The 22,651-nt window shown below is 29.8% G+C and carries 16 protein-coding genes, 2 tRNA genes and 1 pseudogene; 9 read left to right on the top strand and 10 right to left on the bottom strand.

Going from position 1 to position 22,651, the window contains the following annotated elements:
* The 4 genes and pseudogenes from BUB70_RS14055 to BUB70_RS09475 all read right to left on the bottom strand — a co-directional run.
* Positions 1 to 131, bottom strand: a pseudogene (locus tag BUB70_RS14055) (transketolase); the annotation flags it as partial.
* A 305-nt stretch (positions 132 to 436) separates the two neighbouring features.
* Complete coding sequence (locus BUB70_RS09485) at positions 437 to 1,357, bottom strand: SMP-30/gluconolactonase/LRE family protein (protein WP_073120881.1); 921 nt, start codon at positions 1,355 to 1,357, stop codon at positions 437 to 439.
* 172 nt (positions 1,358 to 1,529) lie between these two features.
* Positions 1,530 to 2,489: an alpha-L-fucosidase gene (locus BUB70_RS09480; RefSeq protein WP_073120879.1), complete on the bottom strand. Its 960-nt coding sequence runs from the start codon at positions 2,487 to 2,489 to the stop codon at positions 1,530 to 1,532.
* Positions 2,490 to 2,991: 502 nt separating this feature from the next.
* A tRNA-Ser gene (locus BUB70_RS09475) sits at positions 2,992 to 3,076 on the bottom strand.
* A gap of 218 nt (positions 3,077 to 3,294) precedes the next feature.
* Between BUB70_RS09475 and BUB70_RS09470 the strand changes: the two genes are divergently transcribed.
* Genes BUB70_RS09470 through BUB70_RS09455 form a run of 4 tightly spaced genes read left to right on the top strand, consistent with a single transcriptional unit; the run spans position 3,295 to position 8,176 of the window.
* On the top strand, positions 3,295 to 3,660 hold the full coding sequence (locus BUB70_RS09470) for a response regulator transcription factor (protein ID WP_073120878.1): 366 nt from the start codon (positions 3,295 to 3,297) through the stop codon (positions 3,658 to 3,660).
* Between the two features lie 3 nt (positions 3,661 to 3,663).
* A complete protein-coding gene (locus BUB70_RS09465) occupies positions 3,664 to 4,713 on the top strand; it encodes a HEAT repeat domain-containing protein (protein ID WP_073120877.1) in 1,050 nt (349 codons plus the stop codon).
* Positions 4,710 to 6,146, top strand: coding sequence for a glycosyltransferase family 2 protein (locus BUB70_RS09460; RefSeq protein WP_073120875.1), 1,437 nt, complete (start codon positions 4,710 to 4,712; stop codon positions 6,144 to 6,146). Before BUB70_RS09465 ends, BUB70_RS09460 begins: the two co-directional genes overlap by 4 nt.
* The gene (locus BUB70_RS09455) at positions 6,143 to 8,176 is read left to right on the top strand and encodes an LTA synthase family protein (protein ID WP_073120873.1); all 2,034 of its coding nucleotides are present in this window, start codon (positions 6,143 to 6,145) and stop codon (positions 8,174 to 8,176) included. Before BUB70_RS09460 ends, BUB70_RS09455 begins: the two co-directional genes overlap by 4 nt.
* 9 nt (positions 8,177 to 8,185) lie before the next feature.
* On the opposite strand, the gene BUB70_RS14265 is transcribed toward BUB70_RS09455, so the two are convergent.
* From BUB70_RS14265 to BUB70_RS09445, 3 genes are all read right to left on the bottom strand, one after another.
* A complete protein-coding gene (locus BUB70_RS14265) occupies positions 8,186 to 8,338 on the bottom strand; it encodes a hypothetical protein (protein ID WP_229742964.1) in 153 nt (50 codons plus the stop codon).
* Between the two features lie 187 nt (positions 8,339 to 8,525).
* Positions 8,526 to 9,347: a hypothetical protein gene (locus BUB70_RS09450; protein WP_229742965.1), complete on the bottom strand. Its 822-nt coding sequence runs from the start codon at positions 9,345 to 9,347 to the stop codon at positions 8,526 to 8,528.
* Positions 9,348 to 10,604: a YaiO family outer membrane beta-barrel protein gene (locus tag BUB70_RS09445; RefSeq protein ID WP_073120871.1), complete on the bottom strand. Its 1,257-nt coding sequence runs from the start codon at positions 10,602 to 10,604 to the stop codon at positions 9,348 to 9,350. It lies immediately after the preceding gene.
* 148 nt (positions 10,605 to 10,752) lie between these two features.
* Here BUB70_RS09445 and BUB70_RS09440 point away from each other — a divergent pair, with 148 nt between their 5' ends.
* Positions 10,753 to 15,117 (top strand): PAS domain S-box protein, encoded by a 4,365-nt coding sequence (locus tag BUB70_RS09440; protein ID WP_073120869.1) that lies wholly within the window; start codon positions 10,753 to 10,755, stop codon positions 15,115 to 15,117.
* Positions 15,118 to 15,202: 85 nt separating this feature from the next.
* On the opposite strand, the gene BUB70_RS09435 is transcribed toward BUB70_RS09440, so the two are convergent.
* From BUB70_RS09435 to BUB70_RS09425, 3 genes are all read right to left on the bottom strand, one after another.
* Positions 15,203 to 16,651: an FAD-dependent oxidoreductase gene (locus BUB70_RS09435; RefSeq protein ID WP_143155280.1), complete on the bottom strand. Its 1,449-nt coding sequence runs from the start codon at positions 16,649 to 16,651 to the stop codon at positions 15,203 to 15,205.
* A 110-nt stretch (positions 16,652 to 16,761) separates the two neighbouring features.
* Positions 16,762 to 17,865, bottom strand: a complete 1,104-nt coding sequence (locus tag BUB70_RS09430; RefSeq protein WP_073120867.1) for a hypothetical protein — start codon at positions 17,863 to 17,865, stop codon at positions 16,762 to 16,764.
* 136 nt (positions 17,866 to 18,001) lie between these two features.
* Positions 18,002 to 18,085: transfer RNA gene (locus tag BUB70_RS09425), tRNA-Ser, on the bottom strand.
* Between the two features lie 115 nt (positions 18,086 to 18,200).
* On the opposite strand from BUB70_RS09425, the gene BUB70_RS09420 reads away from it, so the two are divergent.
* The 4 genes from BUB70_RS09420 (at position 18,201) to BUB70_RS09405 (ending at position 22,647) form a co-directional block, all read left to right on the top strand.
* On the top strand, positions 18,201 to 19,193 hold the full coding sequence (locus tag BUB70_RS09420; RefSeq protein WP_073120865.1) for a Gfo/Idh/MocA family protein: 993 nt from the start codon (positions 18,201 to 18,203) through the stop codon (positions 19,191 to 19,193).
* 26 nt (positions 19,194 to 19,219) lie between these two features.
* Complete coding sequence (locus tag BUB70_RS09415; RefSeq protein ID WP_073120863.1) at positions 19,220 to 19,945, top strand: hypothetical protein; 726 nt, start codon at positions 19,220 to 19,222, stop codon at positions 19,943 to 19,945.
* Positions 19,946 to 20,051: 106 nt separating this feature from the next.
* Positions 20,052 to 21,182, top strand: coding sequence for a vWA domain-containing protein (locus BUB70_RS09410; protein ID WP_073120861.1), 1,131 nt, complete (start codon positions 20,052 to 20,054; stop codon positions 21,180 to 21,182).
* A 1-nt stretch (position 21,183) separates the two neighbouring features.
* Positions 21,184 to 22,647, top strand: a complete 1,464-nt coding sequence (locus BUB70_RS09405; RefSeq protein WP_073120954.1) for a magnesium chelatase — start codon at positions 21,184 to 21,186, stop codon at positions 22,645 to 22,647.
* The last annotated feature ends 4 nt before the right edge of the window (positions 22,648 to 22,651 follow it).

Here is a 22,651-nt window from a genome sequence, read left to right as displayed (position 1 = left end):
GAATACAAAATATGCATGAAATCTGCTCCTCCCATAGGGCCTCCTGGATGTCCAGAATTTGCCTTCTCTACCATAGAAATCGCTAATGCTCTTATATTATCTGACGATAATTGATCAATCGTTTTACTCATGTTTTAATTATTTAAGTTTATTTATAAGTTTTATTAAGCACTTGTATTGTTAATTCTTTGGTATACACAAAAGAAAATCAATTATGCTAAAATACAAATACTATACAATTACACAACCGATTGTTTTGTTTATTATTCAAAGATCATATCTCTTTTATAAATATAACTCTTATCAGAAGTCAATAAATTAAATAATTATTTTACCAAAGACCGAGAATAATAAAAGTAATATCTATCTTTTTCTTTAGTATTAAAACTTAAAGTATCATGTGTTATTTTATCCAAAAATATTATGAATAAAAAATTTACCTGATCCCTTTTACATTCATTTTTAAAGTATAAACCGCAGTAGAAGCTGTTATAAAAAGAACATCTCTATTAACACCTCCAAATGTAACATTAGATGTCCAATTTTGATCTATTGGTATATTCAAAATCTGTACAGCATTTTTATTAAAGACCGCTACGCCTTTATTATTGGTTAAATAAATATTTCCTTGATTGTCTATCGTCATTCCATCAGATTTCATTTTAGTGAATAACGTTTGATTTGAAAGACTTGCATCTGAATCAATCCTATAAGTATATATTTTTTCATCCCCAATATCTCCAACATAAATTGTTTTACCATCAGCAGTTCCTATAATACCATTTGGTTTAATAAGATTTTCTGCTACCAATTTTATTTTATCTCTATCAGGGGTTAAATAATATACATTCTGCTTTGTAATTTCTGGAACAGTTCTATTCCAGTATGGTCTTTGATAGTAAGGGTCGGTAAAATAGATACCTCCTTTTTCATCAATCCATAAATCATTGGGACCATTTAATTTTTGATCTTTATAATTATCAATAAGCACTTCTATGTTTTTATTTACATCTATTTTCCATAATTCAAATTTTTCATCAGCACAAGCTAAAAGATTTCCTGTATTATCAAAGTATAAACCATTTGACCTACCTGCTGGCTCCATATATACGGTTATCTTATTTGTAATAGCATCCCATTTTAAAATTCTATTATTAGGTTGATCTGTAAAAAAAACATTTCCTTTTTCATCGGCAGTAGGTCCTTCTGTAAATTTAAATTCATCAGATACCAACTGTAAGTGTTCTCCTTTTTTTATTAATGGTGATGTTTCATTAGTAGTCACAAAAGTTTTTTGCGGTTTACAAGCTTGAAGAATTAAAATAAGTACAATTATTTTCAGGTTATTAATAATCATGATTTGTTATTTAATGCTAGTATATAAAACACGTAAATATAGCTAATTACAAAATAAAATTTATATACTCACAGTATTAACATCAATAAAAATAAAGGAAGTCTAATTGTTTTTTTTGATGAATCTCATCTTAAGTAGAAAAACTTCAATTTTTATTTTTTTACCGAAACCATCAGTTTATTTTGAAAACAATAGCTGTTTCAAAAGGCATATTCTCAGGACAAATAATTATAAGTCCATCAGGTTCTTGCTTCCATTCTAATTTGCCATCATATCCTAGTAATTTTACATTTGTGATTGACTTATTAAAATATTTTAAATTTGTACCAATTGATTTTATTTTCAGCTGCTTATTCGGCTCTGGAACAGTCATACAAAATGTATAAAGAGAACCATTTTTTCCTATCGTAAAACGAAAATCTTGAGAACTAAATTTAAAATCTGCATGTTTATTTCCTAGTTTTCCTCCGGGAAGCATTTTTAATTTTCCATCTACTGTTTCTCCTTCACCAGGAATATTCCATGCATGACTTCCATATACTCCTTCTCCATTAAGACGCATCCAATCTCCAACTTCTTTCAACATCTTTTGACTCTCTTGATTAATTGATCCATCTGGCAGTAATGAAATACACAATGCTGCATTTCCGTCATGTACTATAGCTTCAATTATATAACGAATCATCATACCAGAATCATAAGTAAAATCTGGGGCATAAAACCAATCACCTACTGGAGCTTCAGCAATCCATGGTTGATCGGTATTAATTTTAGCCGGAATCCCAAATTCTTCGATATTAACCGTACCATTAGTCTTATCTCTGAATTTAACAATGCTAAAAGTATTAACCTTACCACGTCTTTGAAGTGTTCTATTGTAATAATCTGCCATCACCAGTGGCATTGCATTAGCTTTAATTCCTGTTCCTGTTCCATTTCCTGTAAAAGGTTCCTGAACAGTCCCATCGGTATAAATAAAATCAGGATTATAATGCTTCACTACATCCATCATCCTCAAGTCCCATTGAGTAGTGTACCATTTAGCAAAATTAATATGATTTGTAAATGTACCTGCTGGAAGAGGTGACCATCCTGAATTTGCAGCTTTGGTAATCTCCTTATATTCACGCAAGTCAATTCCATAAAAAATGAAAGAAGCAAATTAGGCTCTAAAGATTGGACTTTCTTTGATTCTGATAACTGACCAAAAAAAGCAATTATTCTAGTCGTAATAAATAGTCCAAATAATATTTTCTTCATTGTTTATTAACGTTTCTTATAAATAAATAAGAACAAAAACACATATTTATACAAGCATCTATTAAAGAAACTCTTTTTTCATATTTTATTTATTAGAGATGACCTATCTAAATTTATGGATATGTTATTTAATAAACTAAATTTTAGATACCATAGTAATCGTCTTTTGTGGTAAAACATTGGACGAAAGTCAAATCAAACTAATAGTATCTTTTCAAGGTAAAGAGGTTAGTATTTTTAAAGCTTAAATTGTACTAACCGAATTACTGACCTAATATATGAAATAATTTAGTTTAACATCAAATATTGACTCACAAAAAAACCTTATAAACATAGCGTTTATAAGGTTTTGGGTACTTTTGAACTAAAAGTTGCGGAGAAAGAGGGATTCGAACCCCCGGACCTGTTACAGTCAACAGTTTTCAAGACTGCCGCATTCGACCACTCTGCCATTTCTCCTGAGCGTCTCACGATTTCTCGTTTGCGAGTGCAAATATAACAAGTCTATTTTGTTATACAAGTCTCTTAATAATTTTTTACATAAAAAAGAAAATTATCTAGCTAAAATAAAGTACTTAAAAAATGGTTTTTGTAGTAAAAAGTATCAAAAGAAACCACTATATTAGTACAAGCCTTATATAATAAACATTAGTTAATTACCTCTAAAAACAAGTGCTATGAAAATTTTGATTGCTGAAGATGATGCCCTGATATTAAACACCTTAGAGTTTAGATTAAAAAAAGACGGCCATGAAATTATTACCGCTATTGATGGACGTGAAGCATTAGAAAAAATAGAAGAACATAGACCCGATTTGATTATTTCAGATATTATGATGCCCTATGTTTCTGGTTTAGAAATTATTGGAACTGTTAAAGAAAAATACAAAGATGAAATGTCTATTATTATTTTAACAACCATGGGGCAAGAAGAAGTTGTTTTAGAAGCTTTTGAACTAGGTGCCGATGATTTTATCTCAAAACCATTTAGTCCTAGTGAATTATCTATACGAATAAAAAGATTTGCATTAAGAAAAAAATAATTAATGATTCAACTAAAACCATTAATATATCTATTTTTTGGTACTTCTTTAGTATTACTTATTTATATGCTTGTTATTTTATATATCAAAAATATCAACAGAGAAAAATATAAGAGATGGTCAAAAATATGCAACAATATCATTAACAATACAGTCTACTCAGATGATATAAATGTAAAAAATCATCAAAAAAGTATAGAGAGCTTATTGCTTATTAAAACTTTTAGAAAATTAATCACCAAAAAAATACTATCAGCTACTATTAGTTTTTCTGGAAACTCTAACAATTCATTAAGGAAACTATACCTTCATCTTCATTTAGATAAATATGTAATTGAAAATTTGAATGTAAAAAACTGGCATATAAAAGCTAAAGCAATCCAAGAAATTGGAATTATGAAGCTTGAGAGCATGTATGATAAAGTTTATAAAAATACAAATCATAAAAATGAATTGGTTAGAGCCGAAGCACAAATAGCTATTATTAAACTAGTGGGTTTTAAAGGTCTAAAGTTTTTAGATAGTGTTACTCAACCTATTTCTGAATGGTACCAAATGATATTACTCAGGGAACTTTCCCATTTTGATTATGATAGTTTTAATGGTGTTGACGTATGGTTAAAATCTAAAAACACCAGTGTAGTTATTTTTGCATTAAAACTTGTTGATGAATACCATTTGTTTGAACTCTACAAAGAAGTAGAACTTTGTATTTATCATTCTGACGAGAATGTTAGACAACAAACCATTAAAACCATTACTAAAATCTTTAACAATTCAACATCAAACCTATTTACTAAGATATTTGAATCCGAAGTCTTTAGTAATAAAATAGTAATAGCCAAGTCATTACAAGAAATAGGAACAGATGATGATATTCCTTTTTTAATCAATCAATTACAAACAGAAAATATTCAATTAAAAACTGTTTTAACTAGAACAATTGCTAAAATCAACCCTAATAATTTTGAAACAATATGTAAAGAATTAAATCCTGACATTTATCCTATGAATTTAATTATTTTACAAATAAAAGAGGAAATTAGAATATGAGTTGGCAATCTTTATTTTTTGAAATATTTAGTTATGGTATAATGATGTATTCCTTAATACTCATCATATCATACATTTTCATTGGTGTCTACTCTATTGGAGAAACTAAACATTATTTAAATAAAAACAGTTTTACTGATTACAACGCTATTTCATCATCATCTAAAGCTCCTAGAGTTTCAATTATTGCTCCAGCTTATAACGAAGGAGCTACTATTATTGAAAATGTAAGATCACTACTTTCTTTACATTATAATAACCTTGAACTTATTATTGTTAATGACGGAAGTAAAGATGATTCTCTAGAAAAGTTGATTGACAAATACGATTTGTATAAAACATCTTATTTTGTGAATTCACAAATAAAAACAAAACCTGTTAAAGGAGTTTACAAAAGTAGAAAACTAATTTACCGAAAACTAATTGTGGTTGATAAAGAAAACGGTGGAAAAGCAGATGCTTTAAATACTGGAATTAATATATCTAGCTATGAATATGCCGTTTGTGTAGATGTTGATTGTATTTTAGAACAAGACTCACTTTTAAAGTTGGTAAAACCTTTTTTAGAAAACACTACTAAAAAAGTAATTGCTACAGGCGGAGTAATTAGAATTGCCAATAGCTGTGTGATAGAAAATGGAAGACTTATACAAGTAAACCTACCAAAAAAATTCTTGCCAAGAGTACAAACCCTAGAATATATTAGAGCCTTTTTATTAGGACGAATGGCATGGAGTAGATTAAACGGGTTGCTACTTATTTCTGGTGCTTTTGGTGCTTTTGATAAAGAAATAGCCATTAAATGTGGAGGGTATGATACTGAAACCGTTGGAGAAGATATAGAATTGGTTGTAAGAATGAGACGTTATATGGAAGAATTAGAGCTACCTTATAAAGTAAGTTTTATTCCAGATCCATTATGCTGGACAGAAGCCCCTGATAATTTTAAAATCTTAGGAAGACAACGAAATAGATGGACAAGAGGAACCATAGAAACCCTTAAAATTCACAAAAAAATGTTTTTCAATCCTGATTATGGAATTTTAGGATTATTGAGCTATCCTTATTGGTTTTTCTTTGAATTTCTTGCTCCTATTATTGAATTTTTCGGACTAATAAGTTTGGCTTTTTTTGCTTATTTCGGAATGATTAACTGGACTTATTTTATAAACTTATTATTGATGGTTTTTAGTTTCGGAATTTTATATTCTGTATTTGCCATTTTAATGGAAGTCCTCACCTATAATCAATACAAAAAAAAGTCAGAAATATTAAAACTGGTTCTTACAGCCATGTTAGAACCAATATTTTTTCATCCATTTGTAGTCTACTCAGCCATTAGAGGTAATATAGATTATCTTAGAAAAAAGAAAAGCTGGGGAGAAATGACTAGAACCGGATTTGGAACAACCAATAAAACACCTAAATCATGAAATCAATAAAAGAAACCTCTAAATTTCATCAGTTTTTAGATGCTAATAGAACCTTTTCAGGTGTTTTTATTACTTGGCTTATAATCCTATTTTTATTCTCCTTTGGAGAAATTATCTATAATGGTGTTACCAATGAATTCCCTTCCAATGTTATAAAAACGGGTCTATGGTCTATGGTTTTAAACATTATTTTTTGGGCAAAGTGGTTAATCTTTGAATATTTCATCTACTTAATATTATTTATGAATAATAAAAAAGTAGCCAAAATAACAGCTTATACATTCATCATCATATTAGCTATTATTCAAATTTGTTTGATCCAATATTTTAAAACCGCTTTAGTACCTTTAGGGGCTGATATTTATAACTATTCGTTTGAAGATATTAAACAAACTCTTGAATCATCAGGAGGTATTGGTTTTTTACCAATTATAGGAATTGTTGTAATATCTATTTTAGTCGTTTTCTTTTTAAATATTGGATATAAATTCATAAAACTCCCATATAAAATTGCTTTTTCTTTACCTGTAATTTCTATAATACTACTTTTTTTTAACCTTAATAATATCAATCAGATTATTAAATTTAATTCAGATTTTGAAAATAGTTTGGTTTTAAATAAAAGTGATTTTTTTTATAAAAGTTCATACAATCATTTTTTTCCAAAAGAATATGAACTAGATATTTATGCTGATAGTTATATTGGAGACTATGAAGGAGAAGATGTAAAAACATTATATTTTGAATATATTGATGAAGAAAACTATCCTTTTTTACATGAAAACAATAGCCCTGATGTACTAAGTACTTTTATTAACAAATCTGATCAAAAACCTAATATTGTTATTTTATTGGTAGAAGGTTTAGGACGAGCATTTACAAATAAAGGAGCTTATTTAGGAAACTTTACTCCTTTTATAGATTCTTTATCTACCGAAAGTTTGTATTGGAAAAACTTTTTAAGTGAAGGAGGTAGAACCTTTGCCGTACTTCCATCTTTAATGGCTTCTCTTCCGTTTGGAGAGAATGGATATTTAGCGCTTGGAAACAAAATGCCAAAACATTTATCACTATTCAACATATTAAATAATAATGGTTACGAAAGCTCATTTTATTACGGCGGAGAATCTAAATTTGACAATATGAAATTGTTTTTAGAACAAAACAATGTTGAAATAAATGATTATGATAGTTTTCCTAAAAATGCAATAAAATTACCAGCTGCATCTAATAGTGGATTCTCTTGGGGATACAGTGACAAAGCTTTGTTTAAACATTTTTTAAACTCAAACAATCCTAACAAAACCCCTAAATTAAGTGTATTATTAACGGTAGCCACTCACAGTCCATTTTTAGTTGAAGAACAAGAAAAATACAATCAAAAATTTGAAGACAGATTAAACGAACTAAACTTTGACGAAAACACAAAAAAAACAAGAAGAAATTATAAAGCTCAGTTTGCTTCTATAATGTATGCAGATGATGCCGTTAAAGAATTTATAAATGAATACAAAAAAAGACCTGATTTTAAAAATACCATCTTTATAATTACTGGAGATCATCGATTGCCAGAAATTCCTATGGCTACTAAAATAGACAGGTATCACGTACCTTTAATTATATATTCTCCAATGTTAAAACAAAATGAAATGTTTGCATCCGTTTCTACACATTTTGACATTGCTCCTAGCCTATTATCTTATTTAAAAAATAGTTACAATATTAAAACACCAAGTATTGCTAGCTGGATGGGTGATGGTTTGGATACCATTCGTAGCTTTAGAAATATTCACAGTTATCCATTAATACAAACCAAAACAGATATAAATGATTATATTCTAGGAAACTATCATTTAAATGGAGATAATTTATTTGAATTAAATCAAAATCTTGGTGAAGCTACTCTTAATGATGATGATATTAAAAATAGAATTAAAAACGTATTTAATACTTTTAAAAGAAAAAGTAAGAGTATAACCTTGGATAAAAAAATAATTCCGGACTCTATTTATAATAAATACACTAAATAATATATTTAATTATTTATTTAGAATCTCTTTTTCTTCTTCAAGAATGGTGTTTAATAAAGGATAATAAAACTCCCAAAAAAAGCTTTTTCTTTCAGTTGGTTTTGAGGTATCATAAAACAACCATTTAAAATAATTAATTCCTTTAAAATAAGAGCTAGTCATACTTATAGGATTGTCTGAAAAATCACCAGAAAAATAATAAAATCTATAACCACCTTTTTTATGTCTTATTACCGCAGGGAAGTTTTTAGGTATTTTATTCTCTTTTAGCTTATTTGCTCCGTGTTCATTTACATCTAATTGATAACCCGAAATAATTTCATTTACATTTGGGTTAACAGTAATAATATCAAACCAAAAAAGAATATTTCATTTTTTCAGGCAACCCATACACTTCTTGTCCTTTTTTATTTGAGTATATGTGTGGTAAATCGTTGTTTAAATCTAGACTATCCTCTAAAACAACCACATTACCACTATCATTCACAAAGGCAACTCCAGACTTTTTATAAGTCCATCCTTCTTTGTGATTTTTCTTATAATTCTCAATTAACCAAGTAGGTAGTTCTAAATTTTTAATAGTATCAAAGCTGTCAAAATAACGTCCTGTCCAACCAGTCCAATGCATTCCAAAAAGTTTTTCAAATTTTCGTCTAATATTGGCAGAAGTAGGAGATGCAATAGTATTGAATTCAGCTAAAATTAACTTCTTTTTTTCTTTCATATAAGTCAAAAAATCTAAGTCTTCTTGACTTAAACCTCCATATAATTTACCATATCTTGTTTTGGTAGTATCTTTTACATACCACTCATTATTATATATTCCATAGGTATCAGTGTAATAAGTAAAATCAACATCATTACTTAATTTTTCTAATTGTTGATCTGTAAATCTTTCTAAACCTTTTGTTCTAAACTTTTCATCTTCTTTTGGAAAAAAACCAAAATAATCATGACCTACTTCATAAAGTTTGGTAGATGTTTTGGTCATTTTTTTATGATTTAACATCCATGTTAAGGAAATATGTTCTTGTCCCTTTGGGGTTAACACTGTTTTGTCTACTATAGAACCAAGCATTAATGTTTTAGGTGTAAACAACCAAAACAACCACATCCAAAAAGGAAGAAATAAAACAATGGATCCAACTATATATACATGTTTTCTTTTCATTTATCTAAAACGTCTTGAATAACTTATTCCAAAATCAATTTGATTACCTCTAGTATCAACTCTATATTCCTGATTTTCAAACCCTGCACTTAATGTAATCACATTCAGTTTTTTAATTGTTTTTCTATAATTTAAATTGATATTATGAGTTGTTAATTTATATGTTGAGGTTCCTATCAAATTTGCATTTGACGAATCATCAGGAGATAAACCAGAACCGATTCTTATTCCAATATAATCATCTGTTCCGCTATAATAATATCTTGTAGAAAAAGAAAAAGACCTAGATAAATCATTTTCAGAAGGAGTTAAATAAGTCCTAAAATTAAACCAATAGCTTTTGTAATATTTACCAACAGAAGCTGTATAAATCCATGTATCACTCCCAAAGTTTAAATATCTAAAACCTGCTTCTGCTTCAAAACTTTTAGGTAAATCATAGTAAAAGGAAAACCCTGCTCTGTATTTAGGAAAAATACTAGCATCAGAATAACCTATACTCATATATGCTCTAGAATTTTCAGTAAAACTAGGGTATGCATCTATTTCATATTGCAAACCATTGGTTAAAAACCTATTGGCATAATTTACTCTTGCTATTACAGAACCTATTGATGTTTGCGTGCTATAATCTATACTCGTTAGATGCCACGGATCATTAAAACGTTTGTCAAAATATACATACTCATAAGAAATACCTACTTGATTTTTAAAAGAATTATCTTTAATTTTTATAAGCATCGATCTGGCCTTATCATTGGTAGCATCCTGTTTTAATACTAACTCAACCACTTCTTCTGCTTCAGACCATTTTTTTATATCGTTTAATAACCTTGCTTTATAAAGTAATAAATCTACTGAACTAGGATGATGTTCTAATGCTGCATTAATTACCTTTAGTGCTTCTCTAGACTTATTATTCCAAAACTCGACATTTGCCAATGCAATGCTTGCTTCTTCATTATCAGGAGATTTTTTTAAAACAATATTAAACTCTTTTCTGGCTGCTTCATTTTTATCTGACCAAGTATAAACTCTACCTAAAAAAATTCTGATATCTGCATAATCTGGACTTTTCTCTAGCGCTTTTTTACTTAATAAAATAGCTTTGGAATAATCATCTTCCTTAAATGCTGCATTTCTAGCCTGTGTAAAAAGCTCATCCGAAGAAAAATCTTGAGAAAATCCATTCTTAGTACAACAAATAAGTATAAACAACAAAGTAACTTTTTTTAAAGTCAAATGATTTTGCCTCATAGGGGATTTTTTTTATGATTAATAAAGTTAGGAAAAAAGTAGGCGTTAACTATGTTTAATGTCATAATATATTCTTATTTTCATTAAAACTTATTTATTAAGAAACTCTCTTATAGATTAATTATTTCTTCAAAAACAAAAAAGCCCCATGAGCAACTTCGATAAAAACAAGAATCAAAAAGAAATTGAAAGACTACAAGCCCTACTTGATTATGAAATTTTAGACACCGAAGCTGAAGAAGATTTTGATAGAATTACCAAATTAGCTTCTTTAATATGTGAAACCCCAATGTGCTTAATTTCTTTAATTGATGGAGAAAGGCAATGGTTTAAATCTAAACAAGGACTAGAAGCTAGTGAAACCCCTAGAGAAATAGCTTTTTGTAATAATGCTATTGAACAAAATGAAATTTTTGAAATAGAAGATGCTACCAAAGATGATAGATACAGCAACAATCCTTTGGTTACTGGAGATCCTAACATTAAATATTACGCCGGTCAGCCACTTATAGATCCTAACGGACATGCTTTAGGAACACTATGTGTAATTGACACTATCCCTAGAAAAATTACCGAAAAACAAAGCAAAGCACTTAAAATACTAGCCAAAGAAGCCACCGATTTAATTGTAAAAAGAAGGAATTTAGAGGAACATAAATATTTTAGCAAGTTATTTTTACACTCCAAAGATTTAATATGTATTGCTAACACAAATGGTTTCTTTAAAAAAGTAAACCCTGCTTTTCAAAATTGTTTGGATTGGGAATTAGATGAGTTATTAAACAATTCCTTTTTTGATTACATCCATCCCGAAGATCAACAAAGTAGTATGGAAGAAATTCAGAAACTTGGACAAGGGTTTGAAACCATTAATTTTACTCATAGATTTAGAACAAAATCAGGAGATTACAAAGTGTTACAATGGGTAGCAACACCTGAGCCTAACACTGGAAATATTTTTGCAAACGCCAGAGATATTACTGATGATATTAAACTTTCCTTAAAACTTACCAATAGCGAAAAAAGATTTAAATCCTTTTTTGAAAATTCTCAGGGATTGATGTGTACTCATGATTTAAACGGAAAACTTTTAACTGTTAATACTTCAGGAGCAGCAGCTATAGGATATACTGTTGAAGAAGTTTTAAACTTTACTTTATTTGATATCGTACCAGAAGAAAGACACGATAATATCCACCAATACTTAATGGCTATCAAACACAATAAAGTCTTTAAAGGACAAATGGTTACCAAATCAAAAGATGGTTCCATAAAAATATGGCTCTTTAGTAATACTTTACAAAGTGATGATTTAGATAAATATTATGTAATTGGAAATGCAGTAGATATTACAGAGCAATATTATTTAGAAAAAGATCTACAAAAAACAAAAGATATATTAGAACAAACCAACAAAGTTTCAAGAGTTGGTGGTTGGGAAGTAGACTTGATTAAAAACAAAGTCCATTGGACCGAAATGACCAAGAAAATTCATGAAGTTGATGATGATTTTATTCCAGATATGGAAACTGGAATTAATTTTTACAAAGAAGGAGCATCAAGATATGCAATTATTGAAGCAGTAAATAATAGTATTGAGAATAATAAAAAATGGGATTTAGAACTAGAATTGGTTACTAAAAAAGGCAACAGTATATGGGTAAGAGCCATTGGACATCCTGAAATTAAAGATGGAAAATGCGTAAGACTATTAGGTACTTTTCAAGATATTAGTCCACGAAAATTTGCTGAAATTCAGTCTAAAGAATCTAAAAAATTACTAAATGATATCTTAAAAGCTGCTTCTCAGGTAGCAATTATTGCTACAGATACAGATGGGCTTATTACGGTTTTTAACAAAGGGGCTCAAAACCTTCTAGGATATTCTGAAAAAGAAATGGTCGGAAAAAATAGCCCTGCTATTATTCATAATCCAGAAGAAGTAAAACAGAGAGGTCTAGAACTTACAAAGTCTGAAGGAGAAAAAATTGAAGGATTTAGAACGTTTGTTTACATGGCAGAAAAACATGGTTCTGAACAAAGGGAATGGACATACATAACGAAAGATGGAGAAAAACTAATAGTATCATTAGTTGTTACTATTATTAAAAATAGTGAAAATCAAATCATAGGATATTTAGGAGTTGCTACAAACATTACCAAAAGAAAACAATTTGAAAGTGATTTACTTGCTGAAAGAGCAAGATTATCTGCCTTTGTAGAAAATGCTCCTGCTGCTGTAGCCATGCTAGATGCTAAGATGAATTATATTGAGGTTAGTAAAAAATGGATTAATGATTATCATTTAGAGAATCAAGATATTATAGGAAAATCTCATTATGATATTGACTGTGTTTTAGGAAAGGAAATGAAAGAAATTCATCAAGACGTCTTAAAAAACGGGAATATCCATAAAAAAGAAGAAGATCAATACATTTCAAAAACATCAAACAGAAAACATTCTATTACGTGGGTAATGAGACCTTGGTACACTTTTGATAAAAGAATTGGAGGAATGATGATCTTTACTCAGAACATCAGCTATATGATTCGTCAGAAAGAGGAATTAAAAAAATCAAAAATATTAGCAGAACAAGCTAGTGTTGCAAAATCTGAGTTCTTAGCTAATATGAGTCACGAAATCAGAACCCCATTAAATGGAGTGATTGGATTTACAGATTTGGTATTAAAAACAAACTTAACAGAAACACAACAACAATATCTAAATATTGTAAATCAATCTGCTAACGGACTGTTAAATATCATCAACGACATTTTAGATTTTTCTAAAATTGAAGCAGGTAAATTAGAATTAGATATTGAAAAATGTGACGTCTATGATATTGGTGCCCATTCAACAGATATTGTTAACTATCAAATACAACAAAAACATTTAGAAATGTTGTTAAACATTTCCCCTGATGTACCAAGATTTATTTGGGCTGATGCCATTAGATTAAAACAAATCCTTATCAATTTATTAGGAAATGCTACCAAATTTACAGAAAAAGGAGAAATTGAATTAAAAGTTGAAATACTAGAAAGCAAAGGAGACTTAAAAACCATTCGATTTAGTGTTAGAGATACTGGAGTAGGTATTAAACAAGAAAAACAACAGAAAATATTTGAAGCTTTTTCTCAAGAAGATTCATCAACCACAAAAAAATATGGAGCTACAGGTTTAGGCTTAACCATTTCTAACAAACTATTGCTAATGATGAATAGTAAATTAGAATTAACTAGTACCGTTGGTAAAGGAAGTACTTTTTACTTTGATATTACTCTAAACACAGAAAAAGGAGAAGAAATCATTTGGGAAAATTTAGAATCTATTAAAAATGTTTTAATTGTTGACGATAACGAAAACAATAGAAATATCTTAAAGCAAATATTAAAATTAGAAAACATTGCTTCTGATGAAGCTAAAAGTGGATTTGAGGCTTTGTTATATTTATCTGAAAACAATGAATATGATGTCATTATTATGGATTATCATATGCCTTATATGAATGGAATTGAAACTATTCAGAAAATTAGAGACAGTTTCTTTCCTTCTCCAGAAATATCTCCTATTATATTGTTGTACAGTTCTTCTAGTGATGCTGATATTTTTCCTAAGTGTAAAGAGTTAGGGGTATCAAAACGATTAACAAAACCTGTAAAAGCTCACGAGATATACAAAACATTATCGCAGTTAAGAGGTCAACATAATGGTGTTAACAAAACTATTGAAATAGAAACAGAAGATCATTCTAATTTTAAATCCAATCTAAAAATTCTAATTATTGAAGACAATAGTGTAAACAGATTTTTAGCAAAAACAATCATCAAAAAACAAATACCTAATGCTTTACTAGTTGAAGCTGTTGATGGTTTAGAGGGTATTAAATTTTATGAGTCTGACAAGTTTGACTTAATTTTAATGGATGTTCAAATGCCAGGAATGAATGGATATCAGGCTACTCAAAAAATTAGAGAAATAGAAAAAAACACTAAAATTCATACTCCTATCATTGCAATTACTGCTGGTAATGTTAAAGGTGAAAAAGAAAAATGCCTAGCTATTGGAATGGATGACTTTTTAATAAAACCAATTATAGAAGATCAACTTACAGCCATGTTTGATAAATGGCTTCCTAAAGAAGAACAAACAGAAATAAATTCAAGTACAGAACTAACTTTAGAAGAAATGGAACAACATTTTAACATCAATCAATTAAAAACCTATTATGGTGAAGATATAGATGCTTTAAAGCAAATACAAGAGTTAATTAAAGAACAGTTAAAAGAATCTGTTGACATTCTCAAAAAACATATTGAAAATGAAGATTTAAAAGGAATTAAACAAATAGGACATAAATTAAGAGGGACAACCTCTACAGCTGGCATGAATAAATTATCTGAAATGGCAACTGAACTAGAACAGTTAAAAGATTTAGAAGATATTAATTTACAAACCTTTTTTGAGAATATATTAGAAGAAATTGAGCTTGTAAAAACGCTCATGATTTAAAACTTATCTAATTATTTGTATACGTTTGATAGGGTTATATAACTCTATCAAACGTTTTTTTTTAGATGACTGAAATAAATACTAATTATCTACTGCTCTTAAGAATTTTACCCCTTGGTTCATCTCCTTTATGAAGTACTATTTCTGAATGTAAAAAATCAGCAGCAGAGGCAGATTCTTTTACTTTTATAGCACTTCTTTCCAACATTTCAGATTCAAATTGATTTAATATACTTTTCCTTATACCAACTTCCCTCCAATTAGTAGAAATACCTTTTGTGATAGTTCTGGCCAAAGCCAAAGCATCTAACAAAGCTTGATTTGCTCCCTGACCTTTAAAAGGACTCATTGGATGTGCCGCATCTCCAATAAGCGTAATTTGTTCCCATTTTTTTAAAAATGCTGGTTTCAGTAACGCCCTATCATATACAGGGTATCCAGAAATATTCTTTTCTAAAGTCGCTTCTAAAATTTGCGGAATTGGATGATGCCATGGCAATCTTTTACAAGCCTCTTCTTTTAATTTTTTAGCACCTTGTGCACTTAAATTTTTAGCTTCTTCTTCAGACAACGGAAAACTGAGTTGCCACATGATTGAATCCTTAGTAAAAGGCATCATATAAATCCTTTCGTGACCATTTGCTGTTTGAAAAACGGTAGCCGAATCTAACAAATCACTATTCAACTCTTTTAAGACAGACAAAGGACAAATTCCTAAAATAACAATACAACCTAAATAACGTAAAGGTGTAATATCATCACCTATCAATAATTTTCTTACAGAACTACGAATACCATCAGCCCCAACAACAAGATCTGCTTTTTTTTGAATAATTTTATCGTTTACTTTAAAATTCAAAGTTACACTTGCATCTTCATTTTGTTTAAAACCTAAAAATTGATGTCCCCACTGTACGTTATTATCATTACCTAATTGCTTTAACAAATTCAAACGTAAAGACTGTCTTGCAATATGTATATTGGTCTTTTTTGGTTTTTTATTTTCTCCTGATTCTATCCACTTCCTCATTCCCCATTCTCCAAGTATAATTCCTTTACTATTATGTACAACATGCCTAGTAGAGACTACTCCTTGTTCTAATGATGTAATTCCAAATCCTTCCATAGCTTTACTTGCTTGCTGTAAAGTCAATCCATATCCTTGAGATCTAGCATCAAAACTTTCATCTCTTTCATAAACAGTAAAAGGAATTTGTCTGTGAAAGCAAGCCACAGCCAAAGCCATCCCTCCTATCCCACCTCCAATAATGGCTACATGTGGATAATTTTGTTGCTTGATTTCAGGTAAAAACTCCGAACGAACCAAGCCCGTTCCTGCACATTTTTTACATCTTAAATATGATTTCTCAGGAGCTATTGGCGATTCTACTTTTTGACTTTCTTTTTCAAACTGAGCCTGTTTCCATTCATGATACAGACGTTCTTTTTTCCGAATCCTCTTCTTCTTTTTACCTTGTCCTTTACAATCTAAACAAGTAGTCCAATGCTCTTCTTTACGATTCTTCATATTCATTTACGACACTTAATTATAGTTAACTTTTTTATAAAAAAGCATATGTATTTTTAATAACTTTAGTCTACACTTCTAAATTATTAACTTGATTTTAAAAACAACTGACGAAACTATAGAATGCTTATTTTAAGAGGCTTTGAGTTGATAGGAATTACATGTAAAACATTCTTTTTAAAATCTGTAATTATAATTTTAAATCCGGAATATTGATCAAATATGCTATAAATAATATGTTCTCTTTTCAGATCAAATTCATACATCAATACAACTCCAAAATTAGATATCTTCTCCTTCTTAAGAGATAAATTTTCCTCTATTAAGAATTTTCGTTGATCTATATCATACACATTTGGTGTTCTAGTGTATCCTGTTTCAGTTGGTTTAAGTATCTCTACTTTTATTTTATGATCTATAATGTGACTACCATAGATTGGATGAAGATATTCTTCAAGGGTTACCTCTTGTAACAGATTTAATTCATAATCAAATACCTTATAAGCTTTGCCAGAGAAAGCATAAAACTTATCCCCACCCGTTACAATAGGTATAGAAAGAAGATTATTTTGGTTAGTTAATGTTTCGTAACTTACACTATCTAGTTGATTTGATTCAATATTAAAACTATACCAGAATTTTTTGTAACTAAAATTATCCTCTAATATATATTTTTTGTCAAACAAAATATGTTTTGGACTTAAGTATTGAACATCAGATGAATTCCTAAAAGGAGATTTATTAATTGGTATTGTTTTACAAGTTATATCTTCTAGATTTTTATCAATTGTTACGAGTATTTCTTCATCGTAGGGTTTAAAAAATATTAAAACTTTATTTGAGTTCGTTATTATATTCAAATAATGATTATCTAACGGAATATCACATAAAGAATTAATTGATATAGACTTATTTGTCCTCAAATTCTTTATGTGTAGAACACCAACATCTCTATGTAAAAATATATCTCCATCTATACGCAAAAAAGGTATAAATTCAATTCTATTTTTTATCCCGAATTCAGATGTTAAACTAGTTTCTATCACCTCTCCCGACTCGTGTACATTTAATTGATATACAGAAGAATAGTCATCTGACATAGAAAGTACCATAAAACTTAAATTGTCTACAGGCACAACAATATTATCATTAGTATCTGAACAAGATATTACTCCAAAAATTAAAATAATATAAATAAATGTTTTTTTAATTTTTTTCATGCTTAAAAATACATAAACGCTTATCAATATATGTTTTTTTGAATGCTTGATTAGTATTTATGAAACTAGTAAGTAATATTCAAAAACACTTTATAAAACTATAATGATTGTTAATTTCGAATGGACTAAAAACTTGCAGAGAGACAGGGATTCGAACCCTGGAGCCGATTTCTCGACCACAGCTTTCCAGGCTGCTCCATTACCACTCTGGCACCTCTCTAAATTGAACTGCAAATAAACAAAATGTAATTGAGTAATTCCAATCTTTTCTTCATTTTTCTTATTTCATTAATTACATAGAATACCTTACTTTTAGGTAAAATAAAATTAATCTTATGAAACAAGTAAACTGGGGAATTATTGGAGTAGGAAATGTGTGCGAAGTAAAAAGTGCACCTGCCATGTACAAAACTCCAAACTCATCTGTTATTTCTGTCATGCGAAGAGATGCTGAAAAAGCAAAAGATTATGCCAAAAGGCATCATATTCCAGAGTGGACAACCAATGCTGATGAAATCATTAACCATCCAGATATTAATGCGGTTTACATTGCTACGCCTCCAAAATACCACAAAGCTTATGCTTTACAAGTTGCTGAGGCTGGAAAAGCTTGTTATATAGAAAAGCCTATGGCTATTACACATCAAGAATGTGTGGAGATTACCAAAGCTTTTAAAGACAAAAATTTACCTTTATACATTGCTTACTACAGAACTTGTTTACCAAACTTCTTAAAAGCAAAAGAATTGATAGACAATGGAACTATTGGTACTTTATTAAATGTACAAATTAACCTAACAAAACCCTTAGATGTAGTTGATGAAAACTACGTGAAAAACAATTGGAGAGTAGATCCTAAAATTGCTGGTGATGGTTACTTTTATGATTTGGGTTCTCATCAAATTAATATTCTGGAATTTTTAATTGGTGATATTGAGCATGTTCAAGGTTTGGCTGTTAATCAGTCTAAAATCAATAAATCTAATGATGTAGTAGCTGCCAATATTTTGTTTAAAAACAATGTGGTAGGTTCTTGCTTTTGGGCTTTTAACAACGGAATTAGCACAAGGCGTGATGAGTTAATCATTAACGGAACCAAAGGAAATATTAAAATGACCTGTTTTAATGATAATCCTGTGGTATTAACAATGGCTGATGGAAGTCAACAAGTTTTTGAAATTAATTATCCAGAACATGTACAAGGTCCATTAATTGTATCTATTGTAAATGATTTAATCAACAACACTAAAAAAACATATAGCACTGGTAAGATTGGTGCCAAAACAAACTACTGGATTGAAGAAATTAGTGGTTTACTTTCATCATAAAACTCTAATCCTAAATAATAATCAACATGAAATTATCTACTAAAATAAAATCAATCTTACTCTTTTCTTTTCTATTAATAGGAAGTATAAATATTCAAGCCCAGAATTCATCAAAAAAAGCCAAAGAAATAGCTTTGGAAGTGATGGAACAAATGGGAGGTGTAAAAAACTGGAACAATACTCATTTTATCAAATGGGATTTTGGAAAAAGAACTTTATACTGGGATAAATGGTCTGGAGATGTTCGTGTAGAAAACCCTGAACAAAACCTAGTCGTTTTAGTTAACATCAATACTTTAAAAGGAAAATCTTTTAAAAATGGTGTTTTAGTTGAGGATACTGAAAAAGCCCAAAAGTTATTACAACAAGGAAAAGAATGGTGGATAAACGATTCTTATTGGTTGGTAATGCCATGGAAATTATTAGATCCGGGAGTAAATTTAAAATATATAGAAACGGAAAAACTTCCTGATGGACATACAGCAGATGTATTGCAAATGACTTTTGAAAATGTTGGAGTAACCCCTGAGAACAAATATTTGATTTATGTAGATCAACAAGAACATTTGGTAAAACAATGGTCTTACTTCCCAAATTTTAATGATAAAACGCCTAAGTTTACCATGGCTTGGAACAATTATCAAAAAGCAGGAAATATTTTACTTTCTTTTGATCGATTAAACGGAACTTTTGGTCCAAAAAATGTAGTGGTAAGCAAACAAGTAGATAATAAGATTTTTACAGAGTTATAATTTTATAACAATTCTTAATTAAGCACATCTTGTTACGACTAAACCATCAAACTACTAAATTTCTTAAATTTAGTAGCAGCTTTATGCATCATTTAAAATTAAACCCATGAACAACAGAGATAGTACTTATACCGGTTTTGTTTTTAAAAAATATGAAGCTCCAGAACTGAGTATTTTCGACAAGTTTTTAGATATTTTTAAAGAATTGATTACCCATACTTCTGGTGATGTTGATGAGGCTTTTAATTGGCTAGAACAATTAGACAAAACCTACGAGATTACAACCCCAGAGTATACTTTAGAAGATTTCAAACGTGATTTATTTGAAAAAGGATTCATTCAAGAACGTGTAAAACCCGATGGAAATTCAGGAACAGGGATTACTGCCAAAACAGAAAGAGCCATTCGTCAAAGAGCGTTGAATCAGATTTTTGGAAAACTCAAAAAATCTGGATCTGGAAATCACAACACAAAAAAAATAGGTACTGGTGATGAAACGACTGGAGAAACTAGGGCTTATCAATTTGGTGATAGCTTAGATCAGGTTTCTATGACCGAAAGTATTCGTAATGCCCAAATCAATAACGGTATTGCAGATGGTTTTCAACTACACGAAGAAGATTTGGTGGTGAATGAAACCACACATAAATCTCAAATGAGTACGGTTTTGATGATTGACATTAGCCACAGTATGATTTTATATGGAGAAGACCGAATTACTCCAGCTAAAAAAGTAGCCATGGCATTGGCAGAACTCATTACCACTCGTTATCCAAAAGACACGTTAGATATTATTGTATTTGGAAATGATTCTTGGCGAATTTCCATTCAAGACCTCCCCTATTTACAAGTAGGACCTTATCATACCAATACGGTTGCGGGATTAGAATTGGCTATGGATTTATTAAGACGTAAAAAAAACACCAACAAACAAATTTTTATGATTACCGATGGAAAACCAAGTTGTTTGCGTTTGCCTGATGGTAGATATTATAAAAACAGTAATGGATTAGATCAACATATTGTTCGTAAATGTTACGATAAAGCGAGTCAAGCACGTAAACTTCACATCCCTATCACCACTTTTATGATTGCAAAAGATCCTTATTTAATGCAATTTGTAAGAGCCTTTACCCAAGCCAATCAAGGAAAAGCCTTTTACACAGGTTTACAAGGACTAGGAGAAATGATTTTTGAAGATTACGAACAAAACAGAAAAAAAAGAATTAAAGGATAATATGAAACAACCAAATATCAAAACCTTAGGAGCCTTAAAAGCTGCTGGTTATCAATATAAAAGCATTAAAGAAGAGTTAAGAAATAATTTAATCAACCTAAAAAAAGCACAACAAGACACGTTTACAGGCGTTCATGGATATGAAAACACGGTAATTCCACAACTGGAACGTGCTATTTTATCTAAACACAACATCAACTTATTAGGATTGCGTGGACAAGCAAAAACACGTTTGGCACGTCAGATGGTGAATTTGTTAGATGAATATATTCCTGTGGTGACTGGTTCTGAAATTAATGATGATCCTTTAAAACCCATTTCTCGTTTTGCCAAAGAATTGATTGCTGAAAAAGGTGATGAAACTCCTATTACTTGGCTACACAGATCGGAGCGTTTTGCAGAAAAATTAGCCACTCCTGATGTAACTGTAGCAGATATTATTGGAGATGTTGATCCTATTAAAGCGGCCAACTTAAAGTTATCATATGCTGATGATAGAGTTATTCACTACGGAATGATTCCAAGAGCCAACCGTTCTATTTTTGTGATTAACGAATTACCCGATTTACAAGCTAGAATTCAAGTGGCATTATTCAATATTTTACAAGAAGGAGATATTCAGATTCGTGGTTTTAAACTTCGTTTTGATTTAGACATGCAATTTGTATTTACGGCCAACCCTGAAGATTATACCAACAGAGGAAGTATTATAACGCCCTTAAAAGATAGAATTGGTTCTCAAATTTTAACGCATTATCCAGATAATATTCAGATTGCTAAAGCCATTACACAGCAAGAGGCAAAATTAGAAGAAAATCAAGCTAAAAATATTTATGTACCAGAACTTGCTAAAGATTTATTGGAACAAATTGGTTTTGAAGCTAGGAAAAGTGAATATGTAGATGTAAAAAGTGGCGTGAGTGCCCGTTTGAGTATTTCTGCTTATGAAAACTTAATGAGTACGGCTGAATTAAGAATGTTAGCCAATGGAGATCAAAAAACAAGCATTCGTTTGAGTGATTTTATGGGTATTATTCCCGCTATTAACGGAAAAGTTGAATTGGTGTATGAAGGAGAGCAAGAAGGAGCGGCATCGGTAGCAGAAACTTTAATCAACGATGCCATTAAAACCTTATTTCCAAATTATTTTCCTACCATTGAAAAGTTAGTTAGAAAAGATGCTAGTACTCCTTATGATGATATCATTAAATGGTTTATAGCTGGTGATGATTTTGAATTGGCCAATGATTTAACAGACAAAGAGTACGAACAACAATTAGAATACATCACTCCTTTGACAGATTTACTGACAGAATATCAACCTGATTTAGACAAAAAAGATCTCGCCTTTTTTAAAGAATTTGTGTTGTGGGCATTGGTAGAACATAAAAAATTAACCAAAGTAGAATTGACAGAAGGTTACGGATTTAAAGATTCTTTTGAGAGTTTTATTGATGGGATATAAACTG

The organism is Wenyingzhuangia marina (assembly GCF_900130035.1).
In the GTDB taxonomy this organism is placed as follows: domain Bacteria; phylum Bacteroidota; class Bacteroidia; order Flavobacteriales; family Flavobacteriaceae; genus Wenyingzhuangia; species Wenyingzhuangia marina.
This window is presented reverse-complemented; position numbering and strand designations above follow the sequence as displayed.